The sequence below is a fragment of the Paucidesulfovibrio gracilis DSM 16080 genome (assembly GCF_900167125.1).
Classification (GTDB): domain Bacteria; phylum Desulfobacterota; class Desulfovibrionia; order Desulfovibrionales; family Desulfovibrionaceae; genus Paucidesulfovibrio; species Paucidesulfovibrio gracilis.
In genome coordinates this window covers 144,418-164,837 of the sequence record NZ_FUYC01000002.1, presented here as the reverse complement: position 1 = coordinate 164,837, position 20,420 = coordinate 144,418, and the positions used below count along the sequence as shown (strand labels likewise).

17 protein-coding genes and 1 tRNA gene are annotated in these 20,420 nt (G+C 59.8%); 4 read left to right on the top strand and 14 right to left on the bottom strand.

The window, feature by feature from the left end; translation table 11 throughout:
• Positions 1 to 54 precede the first annotated feature (54 nt).
• The 13 genes from B5D49_RS03000 to B5D49_RS02940 form a co-directional block, all read right to left on the bottom strand.
• Entirely contained in the window at positions 55 to 1,290 is a 1,236-nt protein-coding gene (locus tag B5D49_RS03000; RefSeq protein WP_078716412.1) for a type II secretion system F family protein, read from the bottom strand.
• Positions 1,291 to 1,477: 187 nt separating this feature from the next.
• Positions 1,478 to 3,193 carry a GspE/PulE family protein gene (locus tag B5D49_RS02995; RefSeq protein ID WP_078716176.1) on the bottom strand — a complete coding sequence of 572 codons (1,716 nt, stop codon included), beginning with the start codon at positions 3,191 to 3,193 and terminating at the stop codon, positions 1,478 to 1,480.
• Positions 3,194 to 3,214: 21 nt separating this feature from the next.
• Complete coding sequence (locus tag B5D49_RS02990) at positions 3,215 to 4,828, bottom strand: ExeA family protein (protein ID WP_078716175.1); 1,614 nt, start codon at positions 4,826 to 4,828, stop codon at positions 3,215 to 3,217.
• Positions 4,825 to 6,516, bottom strand: a complete 1,692-nt coding sequence (gene pilQ / locus B5D49_RS02985) for a type IV pilus secretin PilQ (RefSeq protein ID WP_159447117.1) — start codon at positions 6,514 to 6,516, stop codon at positions 4,825 to 4,827. The genes B5D49_RS02990 and pilQ overlap by 4 nt, the downstream gene beginning before the upstream one ends.
• A gap of 26 nt (positions 6,517 to 6,542) precedes the next feature.
• Positions 6,543 to 7,070 (bottom strand): hypothetical protein, encoded by a 528-nt coding sequence (locus tag B5D49_RS02980; protein ID WP_078716173.1) that lies wholly within the window; start codon positions 7,068 to 7,070, stop codon positions 6,543 to 6,545.
• Positions 7,067 to 7,624, bottom strand: a complete 558-nt coding sequence (locus tag B5D49_RS02975; protein ID WP_078716172.1) for a hypothetical protein — start codon at positions 7,622 to 7,624, stop codon at positions 7,067 to 7,069. Before B5D49_RS02975 ends, B5D49_RS02980 begins: the two co-directional genes overlap by 4 nt.
• An 8-nt stretch (positions 7,625 to 7,632) precedes the next feature.
• Positions 7,633 to 9,510 (bottom strand): type IV pilus biogenesis protein PilM, encoded by a 1,878-nt coding sequence (locus B5D49_RS02970; protein ID WP_078716171.1) that lies wholly within the window; start codon positions 9,508 to 9,510, stop codon positions 7,633 to 7,635.
• 652 nt (positions 9,511 to 10,162) lie between these two features.
• Entirely contained in the window at positions 10,163 to 10,360 is a 198-nt protein-coding gene (locus B5D49_RS02965; RefSeq protein ID WP_078716170.1) for a hypothetical protein, read from the bottom strand.
• A 131-nt stretch (positions 10,361 to 10,491) separates the two neighbouring features.
• Positions 10,492 to 11,466 (bottom strand): Holliday junction branch migration DNA helicase RuvB, encoded by a 975-nt coding sequence (gene ruvB / locus B5D49_RS02960; RefSeq protein WP_078716169.1) that lies wholly within the window; start codon positions 11,464 to 11,466, stop codon positions 10,492 to 10,494.
• A 9-nt stretch (positions 11,467 to 11,475) separates the two neighbouring features.
• Entirely contained in the window at positions 11,476 to 12,084 is a 609-nt protein-coding gene (ruvA, locus tag B5D49_RS02955) for a Holliday junction branch migration protein RuvA (protein ID WP_078716168.1), read from the bottom strand.
• A gap of 137 nt (positions 12,085 to 12,221) precedes the next feature.
• On the bottom strand, positions 12,222 to 12,716 hold the full coding sequence (ruvC, locus tag B5D49_RS02950) for a crossover junction endodeoxyribonuclease RuvC (RefSeq protein WP_078716167.1): 495 nt from the start codon (positions 12,714 to 12,716) through the stop codon (positions 12,222 to 12,224).
• Position 12,717: 1 nt separating this feature from the next.
• Complete coding sequence (locus tag B5D49_RS02945) at positions 12,718 to 13,464, bottom strand: YebC/PmpR family DNA-binding transcriptional regulator (protein ID WP_078716166.1); 747 nt, start codon at positions 13,462 to 13,464, stop codon at positions 12,718 to 12,720.
• Positions 13,465 to 13,514: 50 nt separating this feature from the next.
• The gene (locus tag B5D49_RS02940; protein WP_078716165.1) at positions 13,515 to 14,114 is read right to left on the bottom strand and encodes an RlmE family RNA methyltransferase; all 600 of its coding nucleotides are present in this window, start codon (positions 14,112 to 14,114) and stop codon (positions 13,515 to 13,517) included.
• Positions 14,115 to 14,185: 71 nt separating this feature from the next.
• Between B5D49_RS02940 and B5D49_RS02935 the strand changes: the two genes are divergently transcribed.
• From B5D49_RS02935 to rnr, 4 genes are all read left to right on the top strand, one after another.
• Positions 14,186 to 15,703, top strand: coding sequence for a glycosyltransferase family protein (locus B5D49_RS02935; RefSeq protein ID WP_078716164.1), 1,518 nt, complete (start codon positions 14,186 to 14,188; stop codon positions 15,701 to 15,703).
• A 53-nt stretch (positions 15,704 to 15,756) separates the two neighbouring features.
• Positions 15,757 to 15,832: transfer RNA gene (locus B5D49_RS02930), tRNA-Ala, on the top strand.
• Positions 15,833 to 16,144: 312 nt separating this feature from the next.
• Positions 16,145 to 17,299 carry a tetraacyldisaccharide 4'-kinase gene (gene lpxK / locus B5D49_RS02925; protein WP_078716163.1) on the top strand — a complete coding sequence of 385 codons (1,155 nt, stop codon included), beginning with the start codon at positions 16,145 to 16,147 and terminating at the stop codon, positions 17,297 to 17,299.
• A gap of 1 nt (position 17,300) precedes the next feature.
• A complete protein-coding gene (gene rnr, locus B5D49_RS02920; protein WP_234990611.1) occupies positions 17,301 to 19,457 on the top strand; it encodes a ribonuclease R in 2,157 nt (718 codons plus the stop codon).
• Here rnr and B5D49_RS02915 read toward each other — a convergent pair.
• On the bottom strand, positions 19,429 to 20,397 hold the full coding sequence (locus tag B5D49_RS02915; RefSeq protein WP_078716161.1) for a chemotaxis protein: 969 nt from the start codon (positions 20,395 to 20,397) through the stop codon (positions 19,429 to 19,431). The genes rnr and B5D49_RS02915 overlap by 29 nt on opposite strands.
• Positions 20,398 to 20,420: the final 23 nt, after the last annotated feature.

The window sequence follows — 20,420 nt, the reverse complement described above, 5'->3', positions numbered from 1 at the left end:
GGGGCCAGCCCAAGCGAAAATATATCCGCGACACGCATTCGCTACAAAATCCGGTCACATACCGGCCATAGCCGACGTCATCATATCGATCATGGGCAACATGACCGCCAGGGCAAAAAACCCCACCACCCCGGCCAGGCACGCCACCAGCACCGGCCCGAGCAATTCGCTCATGCGCCCCACCGAATACTCCACCTCGTAGTCGTAATGCTGGGCCACATCCTTGAGCATCTCCTCAAGCTGGCCCGATTCCTCGCCGATGGCCACCATGGTCACCAACATTGGGGTGAAATATTTTGCCTGCTTGAGCGGTGCAGCCAGTCCCCGCCCCTGCTCCAACATCTCGCGCACGTTGTCGAACTGCTTGGCCACGGCCGCGTTGCCAATGGTGCCGGAAATAATCTGCACGCTTTCCAACACCGTGATGCCGCTGGACTGCAAAATAGCGAAAATGCTTCCAAACCGGGACATGGCCGCCTTAACGAACACGGGACCAAGAATGGGCAAGCTCAAAAGCAGCGTATCGAAAAACAGCCGCCCCTTATCCGTCTTGGCCCAGTACCAGATGCCGAACGCCCCCGCGATCAAACCGGTCACCGCGATTTGCCAATACCCCACGAAAAAGGCGTGAATACCCATGCACACGCGGGTGGGCCAGGGCAATTCCACGCCCTGACTTTCAAACATGGTGATGAAGTTGGGAAGCACGAAGGTAACCAACACCACAAAGGCCACCACCAGGGCCACCACCACGATGATGGGATAGGTCAGGGCGCTCTGAATGTCTTTGCGGACCTTGTTCTCATGTTCCACAATGTAGATCAGCCGGTCCAGCACCTGAATGAGTGTTCCGGAAATTTCTCCGGCACGGATCATGTTGCTGTACAGATTGCTGAAAATATGCTTCTGGCGGCCAAAGGCCCGATACATGGACGCACCGCCCGCGATGTCCTTGGCAATCTGTTCCACGGCGGCCTTGAGCTTGGGGTTCTCCATCTGGCCCAGCAACGTCTGAAGGGACTGGAGCACGGGGATTCCCGCATTGAGCATGGTGCGCAACTGCTTGGTGAACAGGATCACATCGCGGGCCTTGACCTTGGTGAACCGCGTGGCAAAACCGCCCGCTTCGGTTTCTGTCCGGGTCTTGAGCCGTCCGCCGGGTTTGACCATGGACGGAATGTATCCCTGGCCCAGGAGCTTTTCATACGCCTGCTCCAGGGACTCCGCCTCCAGGGTGCCCGAGGCCTTGGCCCCGTCGTTCCCCATGGCCTTGTATGTAAAAACCGGCACCGATCCCTCCAACAAAAAATGCTCTCTCCGCCCGCAGGCGGTTTACGCTACCGCAAAGGCGTCTTCCCAGCCGATGAACCGCACGGTTTTCCATTATCGCCGAACAAACCGTCGCGGCGCGCTTCATTCCGTTACCGCTCGGTCGCACCCTGCGCAAGGGGCAGGACAACGCCGGCTCGGAACACGGCTAGAGCATAATGGCGGAAGCCGCTTCCTCCAGGGTGATCAGACCGGCCGCCACCTTGCGCGCCGCATCCATCTTCAGCGTCTGCATGGTCTTGCCCCGCACCGCCGCACGGGTGATCTCCTGCGACGAAGCCCGATGCAGAATCATATCCTGCACCATTTCATCCACCTGCAAAATTTCAAACAATGCCAAACGCCCCCGAAATCCGGACTGCCCGCATTGGGGACACCCCTTGCCCCGCATAAACGTGACCCGGTCGCGCACATTCCATAACCCGAACGACTTGATCAGGTAATCCTGCGGATCGTATGGTTCCTGACAATACGGACAAATCTTCCGTACCAGCCGCTGGCTTACGGACAGAAGCAAGACCGAGGCCACAAGAAACGGTTCCAGCCCCATTTCCACCAATCGCGTGATCGCCCCCGCAGCCTCGTTGGTGTGCAGCGTGGAGAGCACCCGGTGTCCGGTCAGGGCCGATTGCGTGGCAATTTCCGCTGTTTCGTGGTCGCGAACCTCTCCCACCAGCACCACATCCGGATCCTGCCGCAAGATGGACCGCAATCCCGAGGCAAAGGTCATGCCCGCCTTGGTGTTGAGCTGCACCTGACGAATTTTGTCGATCCGGTATTCCACCGGATCCTCCAGGGTAATGATATTGATTTCATCATTTTTGATGGCCCGCAAAAAGGAATACAGCGTGGTTGTCTTGCCGCTGCCCGTGGGTCCGGCGGCAAGGATCATACCGTAGGGCTGGCGGATGGCCTGCTCCACCTTGGTTCGGTCGAACCGGGAAAAGCCCAGCTCATCCAAGGTCAGACCGTGGGCGTTGCGGTCCAGAAGTCGCAGCACCAGGTTTTCGCCATAGATGGTGGGCAGTGAGGAAACACGCACGTTGAATTCACGATTTTGCGTATGAAAGGAAAAGCGGCCGTCCTGGGGAATCTTGCTGATGGCGATATCCATATTCGCCATGATTTTCATGCGCGAAACCAAAGGAAGAAAAATGGATTTGGGCGGCGCAGGCACGGACCGCAGCTTGCCATCCACACGGTAGCGTACCGTCACATAATCCCGCTCCGGACTGATGTGGATATCGCTGGCGTTTTCGCGCACGGCCTGGTTGAGGATGGAGTTGACCATGCGGATGACAGGCGCCTGTTCCGCCATGTCCGTGAGCGCGTCGACATTCAGCTCATTCTCGGCCGCAGCCTCGCCCGGATCCTCGGCCCCGACAGCCTCATCCACCAGCCCTTCATAGGTGTCGTCCTGCAACGAACCACGGCCATAGATGGTGGAAAAGAGCATCTCATAGTCATTTTCCGAACAAATGACCGGCTCCACCTCCATATTGGAGGCGATTTCCACGGTATCAAGGGCCGTGATGTCCATAGGATCGGGCATGGCCACAATGAGCAACGGGCCTTTGCGTTGCAGCGGAACCACGCGGTTCTTCTGGGCGATCTGTTCGGAAACCAGCTCCGCGACCCCTTCCTCAAAAGGGTATTTGTCGGGCTGATATTGCGGGATGCGCAGTTGCGTGGACAGGGTGGAGAGCATGACCCCTTCCTTGATCATGCCCGTCTGAATCATGTACTGGCCCAGCTTAAGCTTGGTCTGCTTCTGCCCCTGCAGAGCTTCCTTCAGCTGCTCCTGGGTGATGAGTCCTGCCTCAATGAGCAGGTCTCCCAGTCGTTTGCGCTGCCGTTTTGCCACGGACGCCGCCTCCCCAGCCGGTTAACCTTCCCCGTCCCGAGACTGGGCCAGGGTTTCGAGCACCACGGAATCGACCTGTCCCAGGGAAACAGTTTCCCGGGCTGGTCGATAAATATCCGCATCCTTTTGCAAAGCCAGAGGCAACGTTTCAAACAGCTGCCGAGCGCGGTCCTCTTCCAGGCTGGGCCGCTCCAACACGACCTGGAAGCGCAGTCCGCCCACCTGGGTGTACTCGGGCAACAGCCGAAGCCGCAGATCAAAAAACGTGTATTGCCGCAGCCGTGCATGCGCTTTTTCCAGGCTGGCGGCCGAGTCCAGGCGCACCCAATACAGCTGGCGGGGCAACATCCCGTCCCGGGGCGATACCAGGGGAAAACGCAGCATGGCGGCCGCAGGCACCCTGTCCGGTTCCGACACATGCGGGTTCAACCGCAGCACCTCATCCAGCAAACCGCGGTCAAACGTGCCGTACACGGAACGCACCGCCTCGGAAAGACTCTCTCCCCGGGCCAGATGCAACGCGCCGAAGACCTCGGGCAATTCCGCGCTAGGTACGAACGGCTCCAATGCTCCTCCGCCTTGAGCGTCGGTCGGGTCGGGAACATCCTGTCCGGGCGCTTCGTCCCAAGCACCGCCTTCCGGGGAGGATGAAGCGAAAGAGTCCCCCATGCCCGGCACAGAAGCCAGGGCCGATTCCAAGGCCGGAACAAAGGAACGCACTTCCGGCACCCAACGAATGGCGGCAAGACTGCCCACCAGCAGCAAGGAGACCGCCACCCCCGCAAACCACGCAAGACGACGCGGACGCAACTGGCGCTCCTCGCGAAGGCAGCCGCGTACAATGCCACGGGTCACACGGGTTTTGCCTGCGATGAGCATCTGCAGCAGGCATTTGTGGCAAAGGCGCACCACCTTTCGAGGATACCCGCCCGTTGCGCGATGAATGGCCAAAAATGCGCCCCAGGTAAACAGTTCGGGAGCAAAGCTGTCCCTGGCCGCGGCTTGGGCAACCCGATAACGGACCATCTCGCGCATTTCCTGAAATCCCAGCGGCTTGAGGCGATGATAAAAATTCACCCGGTCCAGCAGGTTGGGCATGGACTCCACCACAGGCTCCAGTTCGCGCTGGGCAAAAATGATGATCTGCAACAACTTGGCATCGTTGGTCTCGTAGTTGAGCAATTCCCGCAATATTTCCAGGCACTCCGGAGGCATTTTTTGCCCCTCGTCGATGATCAGCACCACGGTTCGCTCTTCGCGCATGCCCTGCCGCAGCAAGGCCTTTTTGATCATCTCTTTGAGGGACCAGACGCTGAGCCGGCTGTCCGGCAGTTCGCCGCAAAACTGCGCGCAAAGCACGCGCAAAAACGCCCGGGGCGAGGCAAAGCCCGGGTCCAGAAGCAAATTCACGGCCATATTGCGATTTTGGCTCATATTGCGCACGAATCGACGGCACAGCGTGGTCTTGCCCGTGCCGATATCGCCGATGACCAGATTGAGTCCACGTTTAAGGCGCACCGCGATCTCCAGTTCCTGCAAGCAGGCGATGTGCTGCTTGGAGTAGTACAGGAACTCCGGATCCGGGGAACTGGAAAACGGTTCCCGCTCCAGCCCCAATCGCTCATGGTATTTCATTGCCCGGCTCCCCCGGCTTGCTCCGAACCCTCTCCGGCCTTGCCCCGCGCGTCCTTACGCCTAGCCTCAAGTTCTTCAAGCCGTTTGATTTCCAACTCTTCCTCAATCTCCTGCAACGTTTTCTGCCGCTCACCAGCCACCCACTTGGCCAAAACCGTGGGAGTGATGAAGATCATGAATTCATCCATGGTGTCCTGCTTGCTCTCGCTGCCGAACAACCGATTGCCGCCGGGCAGATCCTTGAGATAAGGCACACCGTCCTCGTTGCGGTAGGAACGCTGCTTGCTCAGACCGGAAATGACCACGGTCTCGCCGTCGCGGGCAATAAGCGTGGTTTCGGTCTTTTTCTTGAGGATGAAATAGTTTCCGTCCACCTCGCGGGATTCGTCCACTTCGTCTTTTTGAATCAGCACGTTGAGCTTGATGTACTGATCATCGATGATGTGGGGCGTAATCTCCAGGCGGAGCACCACCTCCTCGAACTTCACGGTGGTGGTGACCACGCCGCCGCTGGTCTCGGTGGTAGCGTACGGCACCCGTTCACCGGATTCGGTGTAGGCCTTTTGGTTATCCATGGTGGTGATGGACGGCGAAGAGATGATCCGGAGCTTGTTATCCTGCTCCAGCGCCTTGAGCTGCACTTCCAGGAGGTTTTCCCCCACGTTGCCGAACATCATGCCCAGGGAAAGGCCGGTCCCGCCTTCGTCGAATCCGCTTGGCGTCAAATTGATCCCCACGCCCTTGCCGGACGGACCGGTCCCCAGTGTGGGATCGTAGGTTCCCATGCGGCTCTCCCCGGTGGACTGGGAGGTGGTGCTGCCGGTCGTTCCGCCCGGATTGACGTACAGATTGGACCCATCATAAAGGTTGCCCTGGTAGGAGCCGCCCCATTGCACGCCTAGAGCGCGGGCCGTATCCCGTGTGGTTTCCACGATATGGGCCTTGAGTTTGATCTGGGAACGCGGCGCGTCCAGCCGGGTCACGATGCGCATGAGCCGGTCCACATCGGAACGGATGCTGCTGACGATCAGGGCGTTGGTATGCTCGTCCACCTCGATGGAACCGATCGGTTCGCCCTCCCCGTCCTTAGCCAGGAATGGAGCCAGATTTTCCTTCAGCGCCGCGGCGTCGGAAAACTTCACTTTCATAATGCTGGTGACCAAGGGTTCGGCGCGTTGCTGGGCCAGCCGCTCGGCCTGCCGCTGCGTCCGCAACTGATCCATCTCCAGCTCGTATTTCATGTCCTCAGCGGTCATCACCCGGATGATGTCGCCCTCCCAGGCGTAACTCAGCCGGTTGGCACTGAGCACCCCCTTGAACACTTCGGCCCAGGGCGTCTTGACAATGTTGATGTTGACCATGCCCTGCACGCTGGGGCTGACCACGATGCTCTGCTTGGCGGCGCGGGAGAGCGCCTGAAGTACGGCCACGAGATCGGCGTTGTGCATACGCAGGGTGATTCGGAAATCAGGAAGCTTTTTGGGTTGCTTCTTTTCCTCGGGTTCCAGGGTTTCGGCCCTGGTTTCCACTTCCTCGAAACGGTCCAGTTCCTCGGTGCGCGCCGACGGGGAATGCCCCTGGGACTGCTCGGCCATGATGCGCCACTTTTCCATCTCCGGATCCATCGCATCCGGCTCGGATGTGGAGGCACAACCGGCCAGCACCCCGATGAAGAGGAAAAGGGCCATGAAAAATCGGACAAAGGGCTTCATCGTCAGTAGACCGCCTTCAGGCTTACGTCGTCCACACCATCCTCGGCCAGGGGAATGCGCCGCTCAAAGGCCCGCCCCGTATTCGGGTCGAGGTGCTCCACGGTGACGAACCCGGGGGCAATGCGCTTGACCCGGTAGCCGGAAACCGCCAACTGGTCGCCCACCGAGTATTCAATGCCGTTGATGATGGCAAAGGCCGCGTTTCCGGCCTGCAAATATCCGCTGTACACGATGGCTTCCTCGTCGCCTGTGTCGAACGCCTCGCCGTCCGTAAAATAAAATTGCCGGTCCGCGGCGTAAAACAGCCGGTTTTGCGCGTGTTCGCCCAGGAGCGCCACAATGCGACGTTCCTTTTCTGTGAGTGCGCTTTTCTCCAGATCCTGACGCATGGTCTCCAGTTGGGTCTTATACGCGCCTGCGCCGCCTTCCGGGATTGAGGATTCCGACTTCGGATCCAAAAGCAAAATATATCCGGCCCAGAGCAACACCACGGCCAGGACGCCAAGCAAAATCTTTTCGCTCTTTTTCATCCCTGCCCCCCGGCGGTCCGCTGGTCCTCCAAAAGAACCCACAGCTCCAGGAAAAATTCCGCGCCCCCAGGGGCCGCACGCATCTCCACCCGGTCCACCCTGTCCAGATAGGGCAACGCAGCCAAGGCTCGATACATCTGCTTGAACCCGTCCAGCCCGCCCTGCACCACACACTGCATCATCATGCGGCCCTGCCCGGTGCGCAGCGACCCGGGGCTGACCACCACATCCAGCACCTGCAAGCCCGCATCCCCGGCCAGGCGGATCATCTCCGACGGCAACCGCTCAATGGTATTTACATCCACGGGTTCGGTGGGCGGCACGTCATACGCGCCCTCGGACTGCGGCTCCATCTGCCGGTGCAGGCGTGCGTACTCGGGCAAAAACAAGGCCTGACGCTCCAGACGTTCTTCAGCGTCGTGAATCCGCTCACGCAACGACACCAACTCCTGAAACTGCGGCACCAGGAAGATCCAGGCGACCACCAGGGAGCAGACCACCGCCCCCACCGCCTTGACCACCACGGTCTTGTATTCTTCCTGCCAAGTGGACATGTTCGCCCCTATGCCATTTGCACATGCAAAACCACGTGAAAAACATCCCCTTCCGGGATGAAATCACGCACTTCGCCTTGCTGGACCACCACATCGCCGAACAACGGCGACGCCTTGAGCGCGATGAGGTACCGCGTCAGATCCGTTTCAAAATTTTCCTCGCCGCCGAGAATGACCATATCCAGCACCAGCAGGCGCACGGGCGACTCCCCGGCGGCGGGCTGTGCCGTCCCCTTGCCGGGCGCGACACGCAGCTCCATATTCATATTCAAAAGCCGCACCCGCTCCGGAGTTATCCGCTGCAATTCCGTGAGCACGGCCAACGCCTCATAGCGTTCGGCCACGTTGCGCATACGGGCGCGATAGGCTCCGACTTCGGCGGAAAGCCGGGCCAGTGACGCCTCGTCCAGGGCCATCTCCGGCATAATCCGCTCTTCCATCTCCCGGGCCTTCTGGGTCAGGTCCGCGATGGTCTCCCCGCTCCAGACGTACAATCCGCCCAGCAGCAAGGCCATGACCATGACGAACACGGATACCGCATTGCCCACCATGGCCCGTGTCCGGTCGCGACGCCGGGCCTGATAGTTGTGGCTAAAATTCAGGGTCTTGCCCTGATCCGAAAGCGCCACGGCCACGGCCTCGTTCATGGCCATGCGTCCGCTCAGGCTGGTCCGTCCGGAAAGCCTGGAAAGATCCAGATCCCCGAGCGGATCGAAAATCTCCATGTCCAAGGCCAACTGGCCGGACACATACTCCGCCACCTCCGGGCTGCCGAAAATGCGGCCGCTCAGGTGCAGGGTTTCGCAACGCTGATGAAAATTCTGTGCATAGTAATCCAGCGTACGCTCTGCCTGCCGGGCCACACGTTCCAACGAATCCCGCACGGACTCGAGAACCTGGGCCTTATTCAGCTCCCCGCCGGGACCACCTTTGGCTCGCGGCCCGTCAAGGAGCTTCTCAAGAATCAGCAGCCGCGCCCCGTGCTGGTCCAGCTCATGCCCGGGCATCCCCTTGGTCAGCTCACCCCGGTTGTAGCTATCCAGCAATTCCTCGGCCATGGAGTCCAGCCCGAATTTGATGCTCCGGCTGAAACGAATGCCGGCGCCCTCGTAGATCGTGATGCTGGAAAATGTGGCTCCGACATGCAGGTTGGCTGTCAGCCCCGACCGTGAAGCCGCCCAACCGGTGCGGTAAATGTTCTGAAAAGCAGCAGGAATAGCCGTGACCCCGGCAATGGAATACCCGGCATCCCGAAATCGATGCCGAAGCCGCTCCACATCCGCACGACCAGCAAGGCTGGTGAGCACCTCGATCTTGGGTACCTCCCCTTCCTTGACCGCGGCGTCCTGGACGCGAAAGTCCAACACAAACTCCGCACTGTTGAACCGCCGCTCCTTTTGCAGCTGCCAGTACACCGTGTTGGCCAGCTCCCCTCTCTTGACGCGGGGAATCCGCGAAACACCGATTTCCACATCCGGCGCACGGTGCAGCACCCAAATATCACACCCGCGAGATCCGACGCGCCCCAGCACGGATTGCAATTTCTCGGAAAGACCCGGCTCCTCCACACCCAGCCCGGATTCCAACGCCACGGATTGAATATCCAGCAGTTTCGGAGAATCACCCCGGGTCATCTTCACGACTGTAATGGTGTCCTGGGCGATGTCCACGCCGAGAACAGCGCTACGGCTGCGGGAAAACAAAGAAGGACGCGCTGTGCGCAAAGAAGTGGAAGAGGTTTTGGAAGGCTTGTTTTTTTTCTTCTGCCGTCGGGAGGAACGTGGCGCCTTGGAAGCCGACTGCGGAAAATTCAACCGCTGCTCACCGTCATCACGAATGACGTCAAGCAGGGCTTCCGTGGAATCCGCTCTGTTCCTTTTGCCCACAAGACTTCTCCTTGCGACGCGGCTGCAGACCCATGCTTCTTCCGCCTCAAGGCCGAAAAACCAAGACTTTGCCCCTGGCTACATGTCATGGCAATCGCGAATCGCGCCTGCGCCTCCAAAAAAAATACTGGAAAATCAGCTTCTCTCGACGCACTTTTACGACAAATTCTAGAACTTTTGTAGCCTTTCTCCCAAATAACGGGATTGGCCAATCCTGTCAACAATTCTCGGATCGCCAACCAAGGAATCATGGGCCTTTTCGTACGGTTTTGCCGTCCCGACCACAAAACAAGGGGAACAGACGAACGCCCTTTTTTATCTCGCAATTTGTGATAACAATACAAGATATTGTGGGATACCCGCTCAAAAAAAACACCTGCGCTACCGGAGTCGGGTTGAACGCATGCCCCCATCCGTTGAAAACGCAGGATAATAACAACGTCCCAAAGGGACTTTTTATTCAACTATTGTCGCCTATAACAGTCCAACGTCCCCTCTGTGCGAAAACAAACCTGTTTCTGCGTCAATTTTTCAATATATGCGACCCGGTCTATTTCCGGGCCAATGGAAGAAAAAGCGATCCAACGGCCATTGTCCTGAACCTGGGCCGAGGCATCCTCCAGGGGATTTGCTCGGTACAGCGCATAGGAAGTCAAAAACCGGGGCATGCCGTTGTGGAATTGTCCGCGTAGTGCTGTTCAAAACGCTTCGAATACGTGGCGATAGAGATGCCCACAACGCTTGAGCCATGGAATTCGGACATGTAGATAGCCTCGGTCCCGTCTTTTCCGGCCAGGCCGATGACCTCGGTCACGCCCGGGGCGGGTTGTTCGGGCCAGCCCGTATACACGGCTCAGGCACGGGCGGAAAAGGGTCCGGCCAGCAACAACAGCGCAAGACAACACGAGGTCCGGCGAAACATGGAAAACCCCTTTGGCAGACTGGTGGAAAAGTGCGTGGGGCGGAAGCCCGCGCCAAGTATCACAGCAGGCCCGGCTCGGGATCGGCCTTAAGGTGGCGGTAAGCCTTGGCCGTGGCCACGCGGCCCCGGGGCGTGCGTTGCAAAAAGCCGCATTGGATCAAATACGGCTCATAAATATCCTCAATGGTTCGGACCTCCTCGGCACAGGCCACAGCCAGGGTTTTGACTCCGACCGGCCCGCCCCCGAACTGGTGGACCACCACATCCAGAATCTTGCGGTCCATGTAGTCCAGGCCGTGCGGGTCCACGTCAAGGCGTTGCAGGGCCATTTCCGCAAGTTCCTGGTCCACGCAGTCCTTCCCCGCCACCACCATGTAGTCGCGCACCCGGCGCAGCAGCCTGTTGGCGATGCGTGGGGTTCCCCGGGACCGGCGGCCGATGGCCAACGCGCCTTCGTCCGAAACCTCCATGCCTAGAATCCCCGAAGCTCGATGAACGATGCGGGCCAATTCCTCGGGACTGTAAAAATCTATGCGAAAGATGCAACCGAAACGGTCGCGCAAGGGAGACGTCAGCAGCCCCAGACGTGTTGTCGCACCCACCAGGGTGAAGGGTTCCAGGTCGATTTTCACCGTGCGTGCGCCTGGTCCCTGGCCGATGACCAGATCCAGTTTGAAATCCTCCATGGCCGGGTAAAGCACTTCCTCCACGCTGGCGGGCATGCGGTGAATTTCGTCAATAAACAATATGTCCTGGGCTTGTAGATTGGTCAGAATCGCCGCCAGATCCCCGGACCGCTCCATGACCGGACCCGATGTGGAAACCAGGTTTACCCCCATCTCCGAGGCGATGATTTTGGCCAGAGTGGTCTTGCCCAGGCCAGGATTGCCGTAAAACAGCGTATGGTCGGCGGCGCGTTCGCGCTCCCGGGCCGCACGCAGAAACACCTCCAGGTTGGCACGCAGCTCAACCTGGCCGATAAACTCCGACAGACGGCGGGGGCGGACATTTTCATCAACAGAACAACGGGTCATGGCGTCTCATCAGCGGGCCGAGGCAATGCGCCGCAGGGTTTGGCGAATGGCACCCGCCGCGTCCAGGTCGGGTTCGGCCTCAAAAATTTCCTTCAATAAAGGACGGGATTCCTCTTCGGAGTATCCCAGGTTGGCAAGCCCCGCAAGCGCGTCCAGAAATTCCGAGCCCGTAACGCCGTCCGGGACCGCGATCCGGGCCTTGAATTCCGCCATGCCCGCCATTTTATCTTTGAGGAACCAGAGAATCTGCTTGGCGGACTTGGGACCGATGCCCGGCACCGTGGCCAGTGCCTTGTCGTCCTCGCGAAAGGAAATTTCCCGCAATCGTTCGGGATCGAAATGCGATAAAATTGCCAGGGCTTTTTTCGGACCGAGTTTGTCGATGGAAATCAGAGTGCGGAACAACCGCCGCTCCTCTTCTTCCAAAAACCCATAGAGATCAATGGCTTTTTCCGAGACATTGGTGTGCACGAACACCTCGGCCTCGCCACCGGGCGCGGGCAGGGCCGAAAGCACGGACGTGGGCGCGGCCACGCGGTACCCCACGCCGCCGGGGGTGAGCAGGGTCAGGCCGGTATCGTCCTTATCCGCCAAAATGCCTTTAAGATAGGCGATCATACAATGTCCTCGGCTGGCTGTTGGAGTGAGGGGAAGTGCTTCACCCGGGGCGTGAAACGTCCGGCACGCGCATCCACGGTTCGCGCCGGATGTGTCCAGTGTAGCCGCAGGCGAGGCCGCAAGGCAAGATTGGACCGCTACAGTCCGGCAAGATGATTGAGACGTCGCTGATTGAGATGGCAAATAGCCACAGCCAGGGCGTCCGAGGCGTCCTCGGCCCAATCCGGATTGGCGACGCCCAAAAGCCGCGCCACCATGAAGGCCACCTGGTCCTTGGGCGCATTGCCCACGCCGACAATGCTTTTCTTCACTTTGGTGGGTTCGTATTCGGCCACGGGCAGTCCTGCCACCGTACAAGCGGCCAGGGCCGCGCCCCGGGCCTGACCCAGCTTAAGCGCGCTCTGCACGTTTTTATACACGAACACGTTTTCCAACGCGCTTTCCTGGGGGGCATGCCGCGAGATAATCTCGGCAAGGCCAGAATAAATTTTTCCCAAGCGGTAGGGCAAATCCCGCTTGGCCGGTGGGCGGATGGTCCCCGCCTCCACCAGGGAAAGGCAGCCCGAGGTCTCGGCCACGATGCCGTACCCGGTGACACGGGAACCGGGATCGAGGCCGAGAACCACGACCATGCTATTCCATCTCTTCCAGGACTTCGTCCGGGAAATCAGCGTTGACGTAGAGGTTCTGCACGTCCTCGTTGTCTTCCAGGGCGTCCATGAGCTTGAGCACCTTACGGGCCGTGTCCGCGTCCACCTCCACGAGGTTCTGCGGCACCATGGTCACTTCGGCGCTCTGGGCCACCAGCCCCGCGTCCTCAAAGGCCTTCTGCACGGCCATAAACTCGCCCGGTTCAGTGTGCACCGTGAGGGAGCCGTCCTCATCAAGCACGTCCTCGGCACCGGCCTCCAGGCCGATTTCCATGATCTGGTCTTCGGTGTATTGCTCACCGTCGAACACGAGCACGCCTTTTTTGTCGAACATCCAGGCCACGGAACCGGCCTCACCCATGTTGCCGCCCTGCTTGGTCAGCACATGGCGGACTTCGGCCACGGTGCGGTTTTTGTTGTCCGTAGCGACTTCAATGAGCAGAGCCACGCCGCCGGGTGCGTAGCCTTCGTACTGAAATTCGTAGATGTCGCCGCCGGCGAGTTCGCCCGTGCCTTTTTTGATGGCGTTGTCAATCTTATCCTTGGGCAGGTTGACCTGTTTGGCCTTTTGGATGGCCAGGCGCAGCGCGGAGTTGTCTTCGGGATTGCCGCCCCCGGCTTTGGCCGCAAGGATGATGTCTTTAGCGGCCTTGGTGAAAAACTTTGCTTTTTTGGCGTCCTGCCGACCCTTGCGGTGTTGAATGTTGGCCCATTTACTGTGTCCGGCCATAAAACCTCCGAATATGGCGAAAGTGTCAAATGCGGGAATGCGAAGCGTCTTTACAACGCGTCCCCCCGAAAGCCAAGCCCCACGACAAACATCTCCTTGGACTCGGCACGGGAGCTTTTGGGTTTAAACGTCTTAACCTTTTCAAACAATGGACGGAGCGAATCCGTATAGGCCTTCACATCCGGTCCCTCAAAAATCTTGGCCACGAAATGACCGCCCGTCACAAGCACGCCGGGCAGCACATCACGCGCCAGTTCGCACAGCTCCAGACTGCGGGCCTGGTCCGCGAACTTCACGCCCGTGGTCTTGGGCGCCATGTCCGAGATGACCAGATCAAAGGGCGCGAGTTCGGCGCGGCGATCAGCAAAGGGACCGTCCTGTTCAAAAGCATCACCATGAAAGAATTCCACGTTGTCGGGAAATTCGGTTTCCGTGGTCTGCAGGTCCACGCCGAGGACATGGCCCTTGCCGCCCACCTTGCGTGCTGCAAACAGGCTCCATGATCCCGGGGCCGCGCCCAGGTCCAGCACGCGCTGACCGCTGCGAAAAATGTTGAAACGCTTCTCGATTTCCTGAAGTTTGTATACGCTGCGTGCAGGATAGTTTTCCTGCTTGGCGCGCTTGAAGTAGTGGTCTTGATATTTTTTCATAAAACGTGGAAAACGGTACGTCTTGTTCGTTGTTACGGCGTTCGCGCCTTTTTACTGCACATGGAGGAACCATGCAAATCCGGCCGCGCCGTGTCCAGGTGGTCACGGAAATCGGGCAGACCCAAAGCCTGCCCGCGGGTCCGCAAAATTTCGACCGCCTGGGCCGGGGTCGAAAAAAACTGTTTCTTGGACTGGGACCGGAACCAGGGAAATTGGCCGAATATTTCCCGTCCGTCAAGGATACCCTCTATGTGGAATGCCCGGAATTCGAGCGGCAGATGCCCGAGGAGTGGCACGCCTCCATTCCCGCAGACTTCAAACGGATCGCCCCTGAGGACGTAACGCCCGCGCTGGCCCGTTCCTGCACAGTGCGCCGCTACCTGCGCAACATCCGTTTTTTCCCCTCCTTCTGGGGACCGCTCTGGGCCACCTGCGCCCTGCCCCACCTGGAAAACGTCCCACCACCGAATACCGACAGCGCCCCGGTGCTCTGGCTCCCCGGGGATGAATCCGACCTCCTGGATCAGGAACTGAACCTGGCCTTCCGGGCCGAGGGGTTCTCCGTGTTGCGTCCCCAGGCCGGGGAGCAGCCCACGGATATGGAAATCCCGTGGCGCTTGACCAAGGAACGCCCCCGCGTCTTTTTTTCCGTCAACTTCAAGGGTCTGGACCGCTTCGGCGAACTGTTCCACCTGCTGCGGCGGGCCGGAACCCGCGTGGCCATCTGGTGCGTGGACAACCCCTTTCACCTGCTCACGGGCGTCAAATCCCGCTACTGGACCCAGGCGGACCTGTTCGTGACCGACGACTGGTTCATTGAACCGCTCAAACAGTTGGGCGCGCAAAGCGTACACCATCTGCCCCTGGCCGCGGCACCGGCACTGTTCAAGGACCGCCAGGCTCCCGTGGCATCCGATTTGGATGACCGGCTGGTTTTTGTGGGCCGGTCGGAATTCCCGCATAAACGTGAATTTTTCGCGGGTGTGGAATCTGCTGCAAACGATTGGCCCGACGCCCTGGCCATGCTGGGACGCGGCGAACGCCCGGACTTTGCCTGGTGGACACAACGCCTGGAAGTGGATCCGTTTTGGCCGAACAATGCCATACGACAAGCCGGCTTCATGGCGGAGGAAACCGGGGCGCATTGGCGGGCCGAATGCCTGCGCCACGCCGGAGAACGGCTGACCGTGTTCGGCGACGACAACTGGCGCACCCTGCTGGACCGGGGCGTGGACGTGCGCCCGCCTGTGGATTATTACGGCGCGTTGGGATCGGTGTATGCCCGGGCGCGGGCCTGCCTGAACATGACCAGTCCGCTGCTGCCCCGCGGCATGACCCAACGGCATTTCGACGTCTGGGCCGTCGGCGGCCTGCTGCTCACGGACACCACGCCCGGCCTGGACATCTTCCCCCCCGAATTGGTCCGGGAGATCACTTTTTCCCGCCCTGAGGAAATCCAAGAACTTTTCGAGCGCATAAGCCCGGACACCACCCGCGCAACCCTGGGCAAAGCCTGGTCCGAGCTGATCCTCGCCGAGCACACCTACACGCAACGGGTCCGCCGTGTGCTCAATGTTCTGGACATCTGAAAAAACACTTGAGCTTCATTATGAAAAGGGGTAGTGATTCCCTCCTTGAACACGGGGACGTAGCTCAGTTGGGAGAGCGCTGCCTTCGCAAGGCAGAAGTCGGGAGTTCAAGTCTCCTCGTCTCCACCAGAAATTTTAAGGGGTTAGGCAAATGCCTGACCCCTTTTTGGTTGGTGGGTACACATAACCGGGTACGGGTTGTAAGCCGTCATCTAACTTGAGAAGCCGGGGTCTACACCAAAAACGGGGGAGTCACGGAAGCGAACTGTTCCGAGCTGTTACATACCCACACAAGACCTTGCACCTCAACCGGAAGTCCTCAACATTTCTAACGTAATAACCACCTCTCCGAATCGACGCTCTTTTTTCCCCAAATACCGCCGGAAATCACATTGCAGGGGTTCCCCCCATGGCCGCAACGGGCTACAACCGACCCAGATCATGCAAATAGAACAGTACCAACACCTCCTGCGTCCCCTGCTGGCTCCCCTGGGTGCGGCCTATGCCGGGGGCATGCGGCTTCGGCGACGGCTTTATGCGTCCCGGGTGCTCCGTTCGTGGCGATCCGCAGCACCCACGGTGAGCGTGGGCAACATCGGATGGGGCGGCACCGGGAAAACACCGCTTACGGACTGGCTTTTGGATTGGGCGGCCCAACGCGGCCTGCGCTCGGCCGTACTGACCCGGGGGTATCGCGCCCGGCCCCAGACCCTGCCGCACCTGGTGCAGCCCGGCAATCTGGCCGAGGAAGCCGGGGACGAACCGCTCATGCTCTGCCGTCGGCATCCCGAGGCCCGCATCGTGGTGGATCCCGTACGCATGCGCGGCGGACGCTGGCTGGAACAACGCGAACGCCCGGGAGTGATCATTCTGGACGACGGCATGCAGCATCTGGCGGTGCAGCGCGATCTGGACCTTGTGCTCTTGCGCCCTTCGGACCTGGATACCGGCTGGAACCGGGTGCAGCCCTCGGGGAGTTGGCGCGAAGGCGCTTCCGCCCTGCGCTGCGCCGGCGCCTTTTTGATCAAATGCCCGACACGGGCGTTTCAGTCCATGTTTCCGCTTTTTGAACAACGACTCACGGAGTTCGGCGTTCCGGTCTTCAATTTCCAAATCAAGGTGCAGGGCTTGGTCCGGGTCATTGACGGTGAACGTCGCCCCGGTCCCCTGACCCGCCCGTACCTGCTGGTCACTGGGGTGGGGGAACCGAAACAAGTGGCGCGTACAGCGGCCCTGTCCATGGGCCAGCCTCCCCGTGAACAACTCATCTTTCCAGACCATCATCCGTTCACCCGCAAGGATGTGCGCGCCATCGAACAATTCGCGGTAAAACAACAATGCGCGCATGTGGTATGCACACCCAAGGACGCGGTTAAACTCGGCCCCCTGGCGCGGGAAAACTTCTGGACCTTTGACCTGGACGTGGATTTCGGTCCGGCCTGGCGCGGAAACGGCCAAGAGGGGGCGCGATTCGACGCCTGGTTCGATGCCCGGTTCGACGCCATTCGAGCCGGGATGCCGAAGGCGACGCCCTCCCCCCGCAACAAGCCGGAAACCAAACCCAAAACGTCCGACAGGGCGAAAGAGAGTCGATAACGTGGCAGGCAAACGAAAAAAAACAAAAAAAAACCACCGGGGAAACGGGCTGCTCAACGAAGCCGGCGTACTGGCCGCCTTTCGACAGGGCGCACGTCCGCTCACACGGGCAGACATCGGCCGGGCCTTGCAACTCAAGAAACGGGATCGGCCCGCCCTGCGTGAAATCCTCAAAACCCTTGTGGACAAGGGAAAACTCATCCGCACCCGGGGTGCCTACGGCCTGGTGGACAAAATGCGCCTCGTCACCGGACGGCTGGAAGTGAAACGCTCCGGCGTGGGGTTTGTGATTCCCGAGGATTCCCGACGCAAAGACCTGTTCATTTCCGAAAAGGACTTGGGCGAGGCCTGGCATGGAGACCGTGTTGTTGCGGCCGTATTGCGTGAACACCGCAAAAAAAACAATGAAGGGCGAATCGTACGCATCCTGGAACGCGGTCGCCAGACCCTCACGGCGCGTGTGGTTCGCCGCGTGGGTGGCGGCGCCTACCTGACCCGTCCCACGGATCCGCTACTGGGCTTCGGCATGGTGGTGGAAATCGAACGCAAATTGCGGCCTGGACAAATCGTGGTGGTCACGCCCGGCGAACGCCTGGAGCCGCACCTTTGGGAGGCGGCATTTCAGGAACTGCTCGGCAACGAGGAAGACCTGGCCGTACAGGAAGCCTTGGTCAAGGCCACGCACCAGGTGCCGACCAAATTTCCCCAGACCGTTCTGGATGAAGCCGCCACACTGCCCACGCAACCGGATGAAAACGACTTTCGGGATCGGCGCGACCTGCGCACAATGGACTTCGTGACCATCGACGGGGCCACGGCCAAGGATTTCGATGACGCCATCTTCGTGGAACGTCGGGGCAAAAAGGGCTACCGCCTCTGGGTGGCCATTGCGGACGTGAGCCATTATGTGCGTCCCGGCTCGGACCTGGATCAGGAGGCCTATGAACGGGGCAACTCCTATTATTTCCCGTTGTCCGTGGAACCCATGTTTCCTGAAAGACTCTCCAACGGGCTGTGCTCCCTGAATCCGAACACGCCGCGGCTGGTCATGGCCGTGAGCATTGATTTTTCCGATCGGGGCGAGCCTGCGGAGGCCGAATATTTTCCGGCCGTGATTCAAAGCAAGGCCCGGCTCACCTACGGGCAGATCAAGCGCGCCCTGCTGGAAAAACAGGAATCGGAACGCCAACAACTCGGCCCGGTGCTCCCCATGCTGGAGCTGGCCGAAGAATTGACCCGCAAGATCAAACAACGGCGTTCGGAACGGGGAAGTCTGGATTTCGATCTGCCCGAGGCCGACATCCGCACGGACGAAAACAACCGCATTGCGGAGCTGCGCCCCCTTGAGCGGCACTTTGGACACCAGCTCATCGAGGAATGCATGGTGGCGGCCAACGAGGCCGTGGCCCGTTTTCTCGAAAGCGCCGGTCCGGGCTGTCTGTTCCGCATCCACCCCCAGGCCGACGCGGAAAAGCTGGAACGGTTGGCCAAGGTGCTGCGCCGTACCTCACCGGAACTCGCACTCCCGGAACGGCCGGACATCCAGGATCTGCAAAAGCTCCTGCACAAGGCCGAATCCACGGAATGGACCTTCCTGGTCAACCGGCTGCTGCTGCGCTCCATGATGCAGGCCCAATACTCGCCGGAAAACGAAGGGCATTATGGCCTCGCTTCGGAAAGCTACTGCCACTTCACCTCGCCGATTCGCCGCTATGCCGACCTGGTGGTCCACCGGCTGCTCAAATCCGCCCTGGGCGACGGAAGCCAGCCCGTCCCCAACCGCAAACGGCTGCGTAACGCCGCGGATCAGGTCAACAGCCGTGAACGACGTGCCACGGATGCGGAGCGGGAAATCCATCGCCGTGCGGCCGCGCTCTTTTTACGCCAGCACGAAGGCGATCATCTCCGGGGTGTGATCTCATCGGTCACGGATTATGGATTCCGCGTGGAACTGCTCGGCGGTCTGGCCGAGGGAACCGTCCGGCTCTCCTCGCTGAACGATGACTACTACGCCTATTGGCGCGACAGGGAAATTCTCGTGGGGGAACGCACGGGACGCATGTTCCGCCTGGGGCAGGAGGTGGAAGTTATCCTGGAGGAAGTACGCCTGGACCAGCTGGAAGCGGATCTTACGCTGGTTCGTTCCCTGTCCCGCTGAGCAACTCCAAAACCACTTCGGCAAGCCGCCCGATATCGGGCTTGGCGATCTGATCGTCAGCCCCCACGCTTTCCCCCTTGTGGCGCAGGCTATCCGTAATCAGGGAGGAAAACAGCACCACGGGCAATGCCCGCAGGTGCCGATCCTCCTTGATGCGGCGGCAGAGCGTATGCCCGTCCATGGACGGCATCTCAATATCCGTCACCACCGCATCGAACCATTCCTGAATAGGCCGATCCTCGTCACGGCTGCTCTGTTTTGCGTCCTGGAGAATCTCCCATGCCTCACGGCCGTTGGACGCTCCCGTGACCTCAAACCCGGCCCTGGTCAACACGGAAATCATCAGCTTGCGAATGGCGTCGGAGTCATCGGCCACCAGCGCCTTGTATTGTGGATTGTGCTCAGCCACGGTTTGCAGCTCCTGCTCATCCGAGGTCATGGCCGATGACGGACTGATGTCACCGATGATCTTCTCCATGTCCAAAATGAGCAGCACACGTTCGGCAAGCCGCACCACGCCCGTGATGTTGCGCGAACAGAAGCTGGCCACCTGCTCATCGGGCGGCTCAATATTTTTCCACGATATCCGGTGAATGCGGGTCACCCCAGAAACCAGGAGCGCGGTTTGGATGGAATTGAATTCCGAAACAATGACTTTGGGTTCAACGTGCTCCACCCGCTGCATGCCCATGAGCAACGCCAAATCCACCAACGGCACGATGCGCCCCCGCAGATCAAAAGCCCCCAACACACTTGGATGCGGGCGATCCGGCAGCGGGGTAACCTCGGGAAGCCGGATAATTTCCAGCACCTTGGCAACGTTTACACCGTAGTAGCCGCGATACGGCTCTTCGTGCTCCGGCAACCGCTCATCAATATAAAATTCTACAAGCTCCAGCTCGTTGGTGCCGGATTCAAGGAGGATATTGTTTCTGGTCATGCCCCTCCATAGGACCGGGAGCC

What these genes read in the sequence shown, in the direction of transcription:
- B5D49_RS02915 (WP_078716161.1), bottom strand. Translation starts at nt 20,397, where the DNA reads ATGACCAGAAACAATATCCTCCTTGAATCCGGCACCAACGAGCTGGAG.
- ruvA (WP_078716168.1), bottom strand. Translation starts at nt 12,084, where the DNA reads ATGATCGCCTATCTTAAAGGCATTTTGGCGGATAAGGACGATACCGGC.
- B5D49_RS02935 (WP_078716164.1), top strand. Translation starts at nt 14,186, where the DNA reads ATGCAAATCCGGCCGCGCCGTGTCCAGGTGGTCACGGAAATCGGGCAG.
- ruvB (WP_078716169.1), bottom strand. Translation starts at nt 11,466, where the DNA reads ATGACCCGTTGTTCTGTTGATGAAAATGTCCGCCCCCGCCGTCTGTCG.
- pilQ (WP_159447117.1), bottom strand. Translation starts at nt 6,516, where the DNA reads ATGGCCCTTTTCCTCTTCATCGGGGTGCTGGCCGGTTGTGCCTCCACA.
- B5D49_RS02980 (WP_078716173.1), bottom strand. Translation starts at nt 7,070, where the DNA reads ATGAAAAAGAGCGAAAAGATTTTGCTTGGCGTCCTGGCCGTGGTGTTG.
- B5D49_RS02990 (WP_078716175.1), bottom strand. Translation starts at nt 4,828, where the DNA reads ATGAAATACCATGAGCGATTGGGGCTGGAGCGGGAACCGTTTTCCAGT.
- lpxK (WP_078716163.1), top strand. Translation starts at nt 16,145, where the DNA reads ATGCAAATAGAACAGTACCAACACCTCCTGCGTCCCCTGCTGGCTCCC.
- B5D49_RS02975 (WP_078716172.1), bottom strand. Translation starts at nt 7,624, where the DNA reads ATGTCCACTTGGCAGGAAGAATACAAGACCGTGGTGGTCAAGGCGGTG.
- B5D49_RS02940 (WP_078716165.1), bottom strand. Translation starts at nt 14,114, where the DNA reads ATGAAAAAATATCAAGACCACTACTTCAAGCGCGCCAAGCAGGAAAAC.
- ruvC (WP_078716167.1), bottom strand. Translation starts at nt 12,716, where the DNA reads ATGGTCGTGGTTCTCGGCCTCGATCCCGGTTCCCGTGTCACCGGGTAC.
- B5D49_RS02945 (WP_078716166.1), bottom strand. Translation starts at nt 13,464, where the DNA reads ATGGCCGGACACAGTAAATGGGCCAACATTCAACACCGCAAGGGTCGG.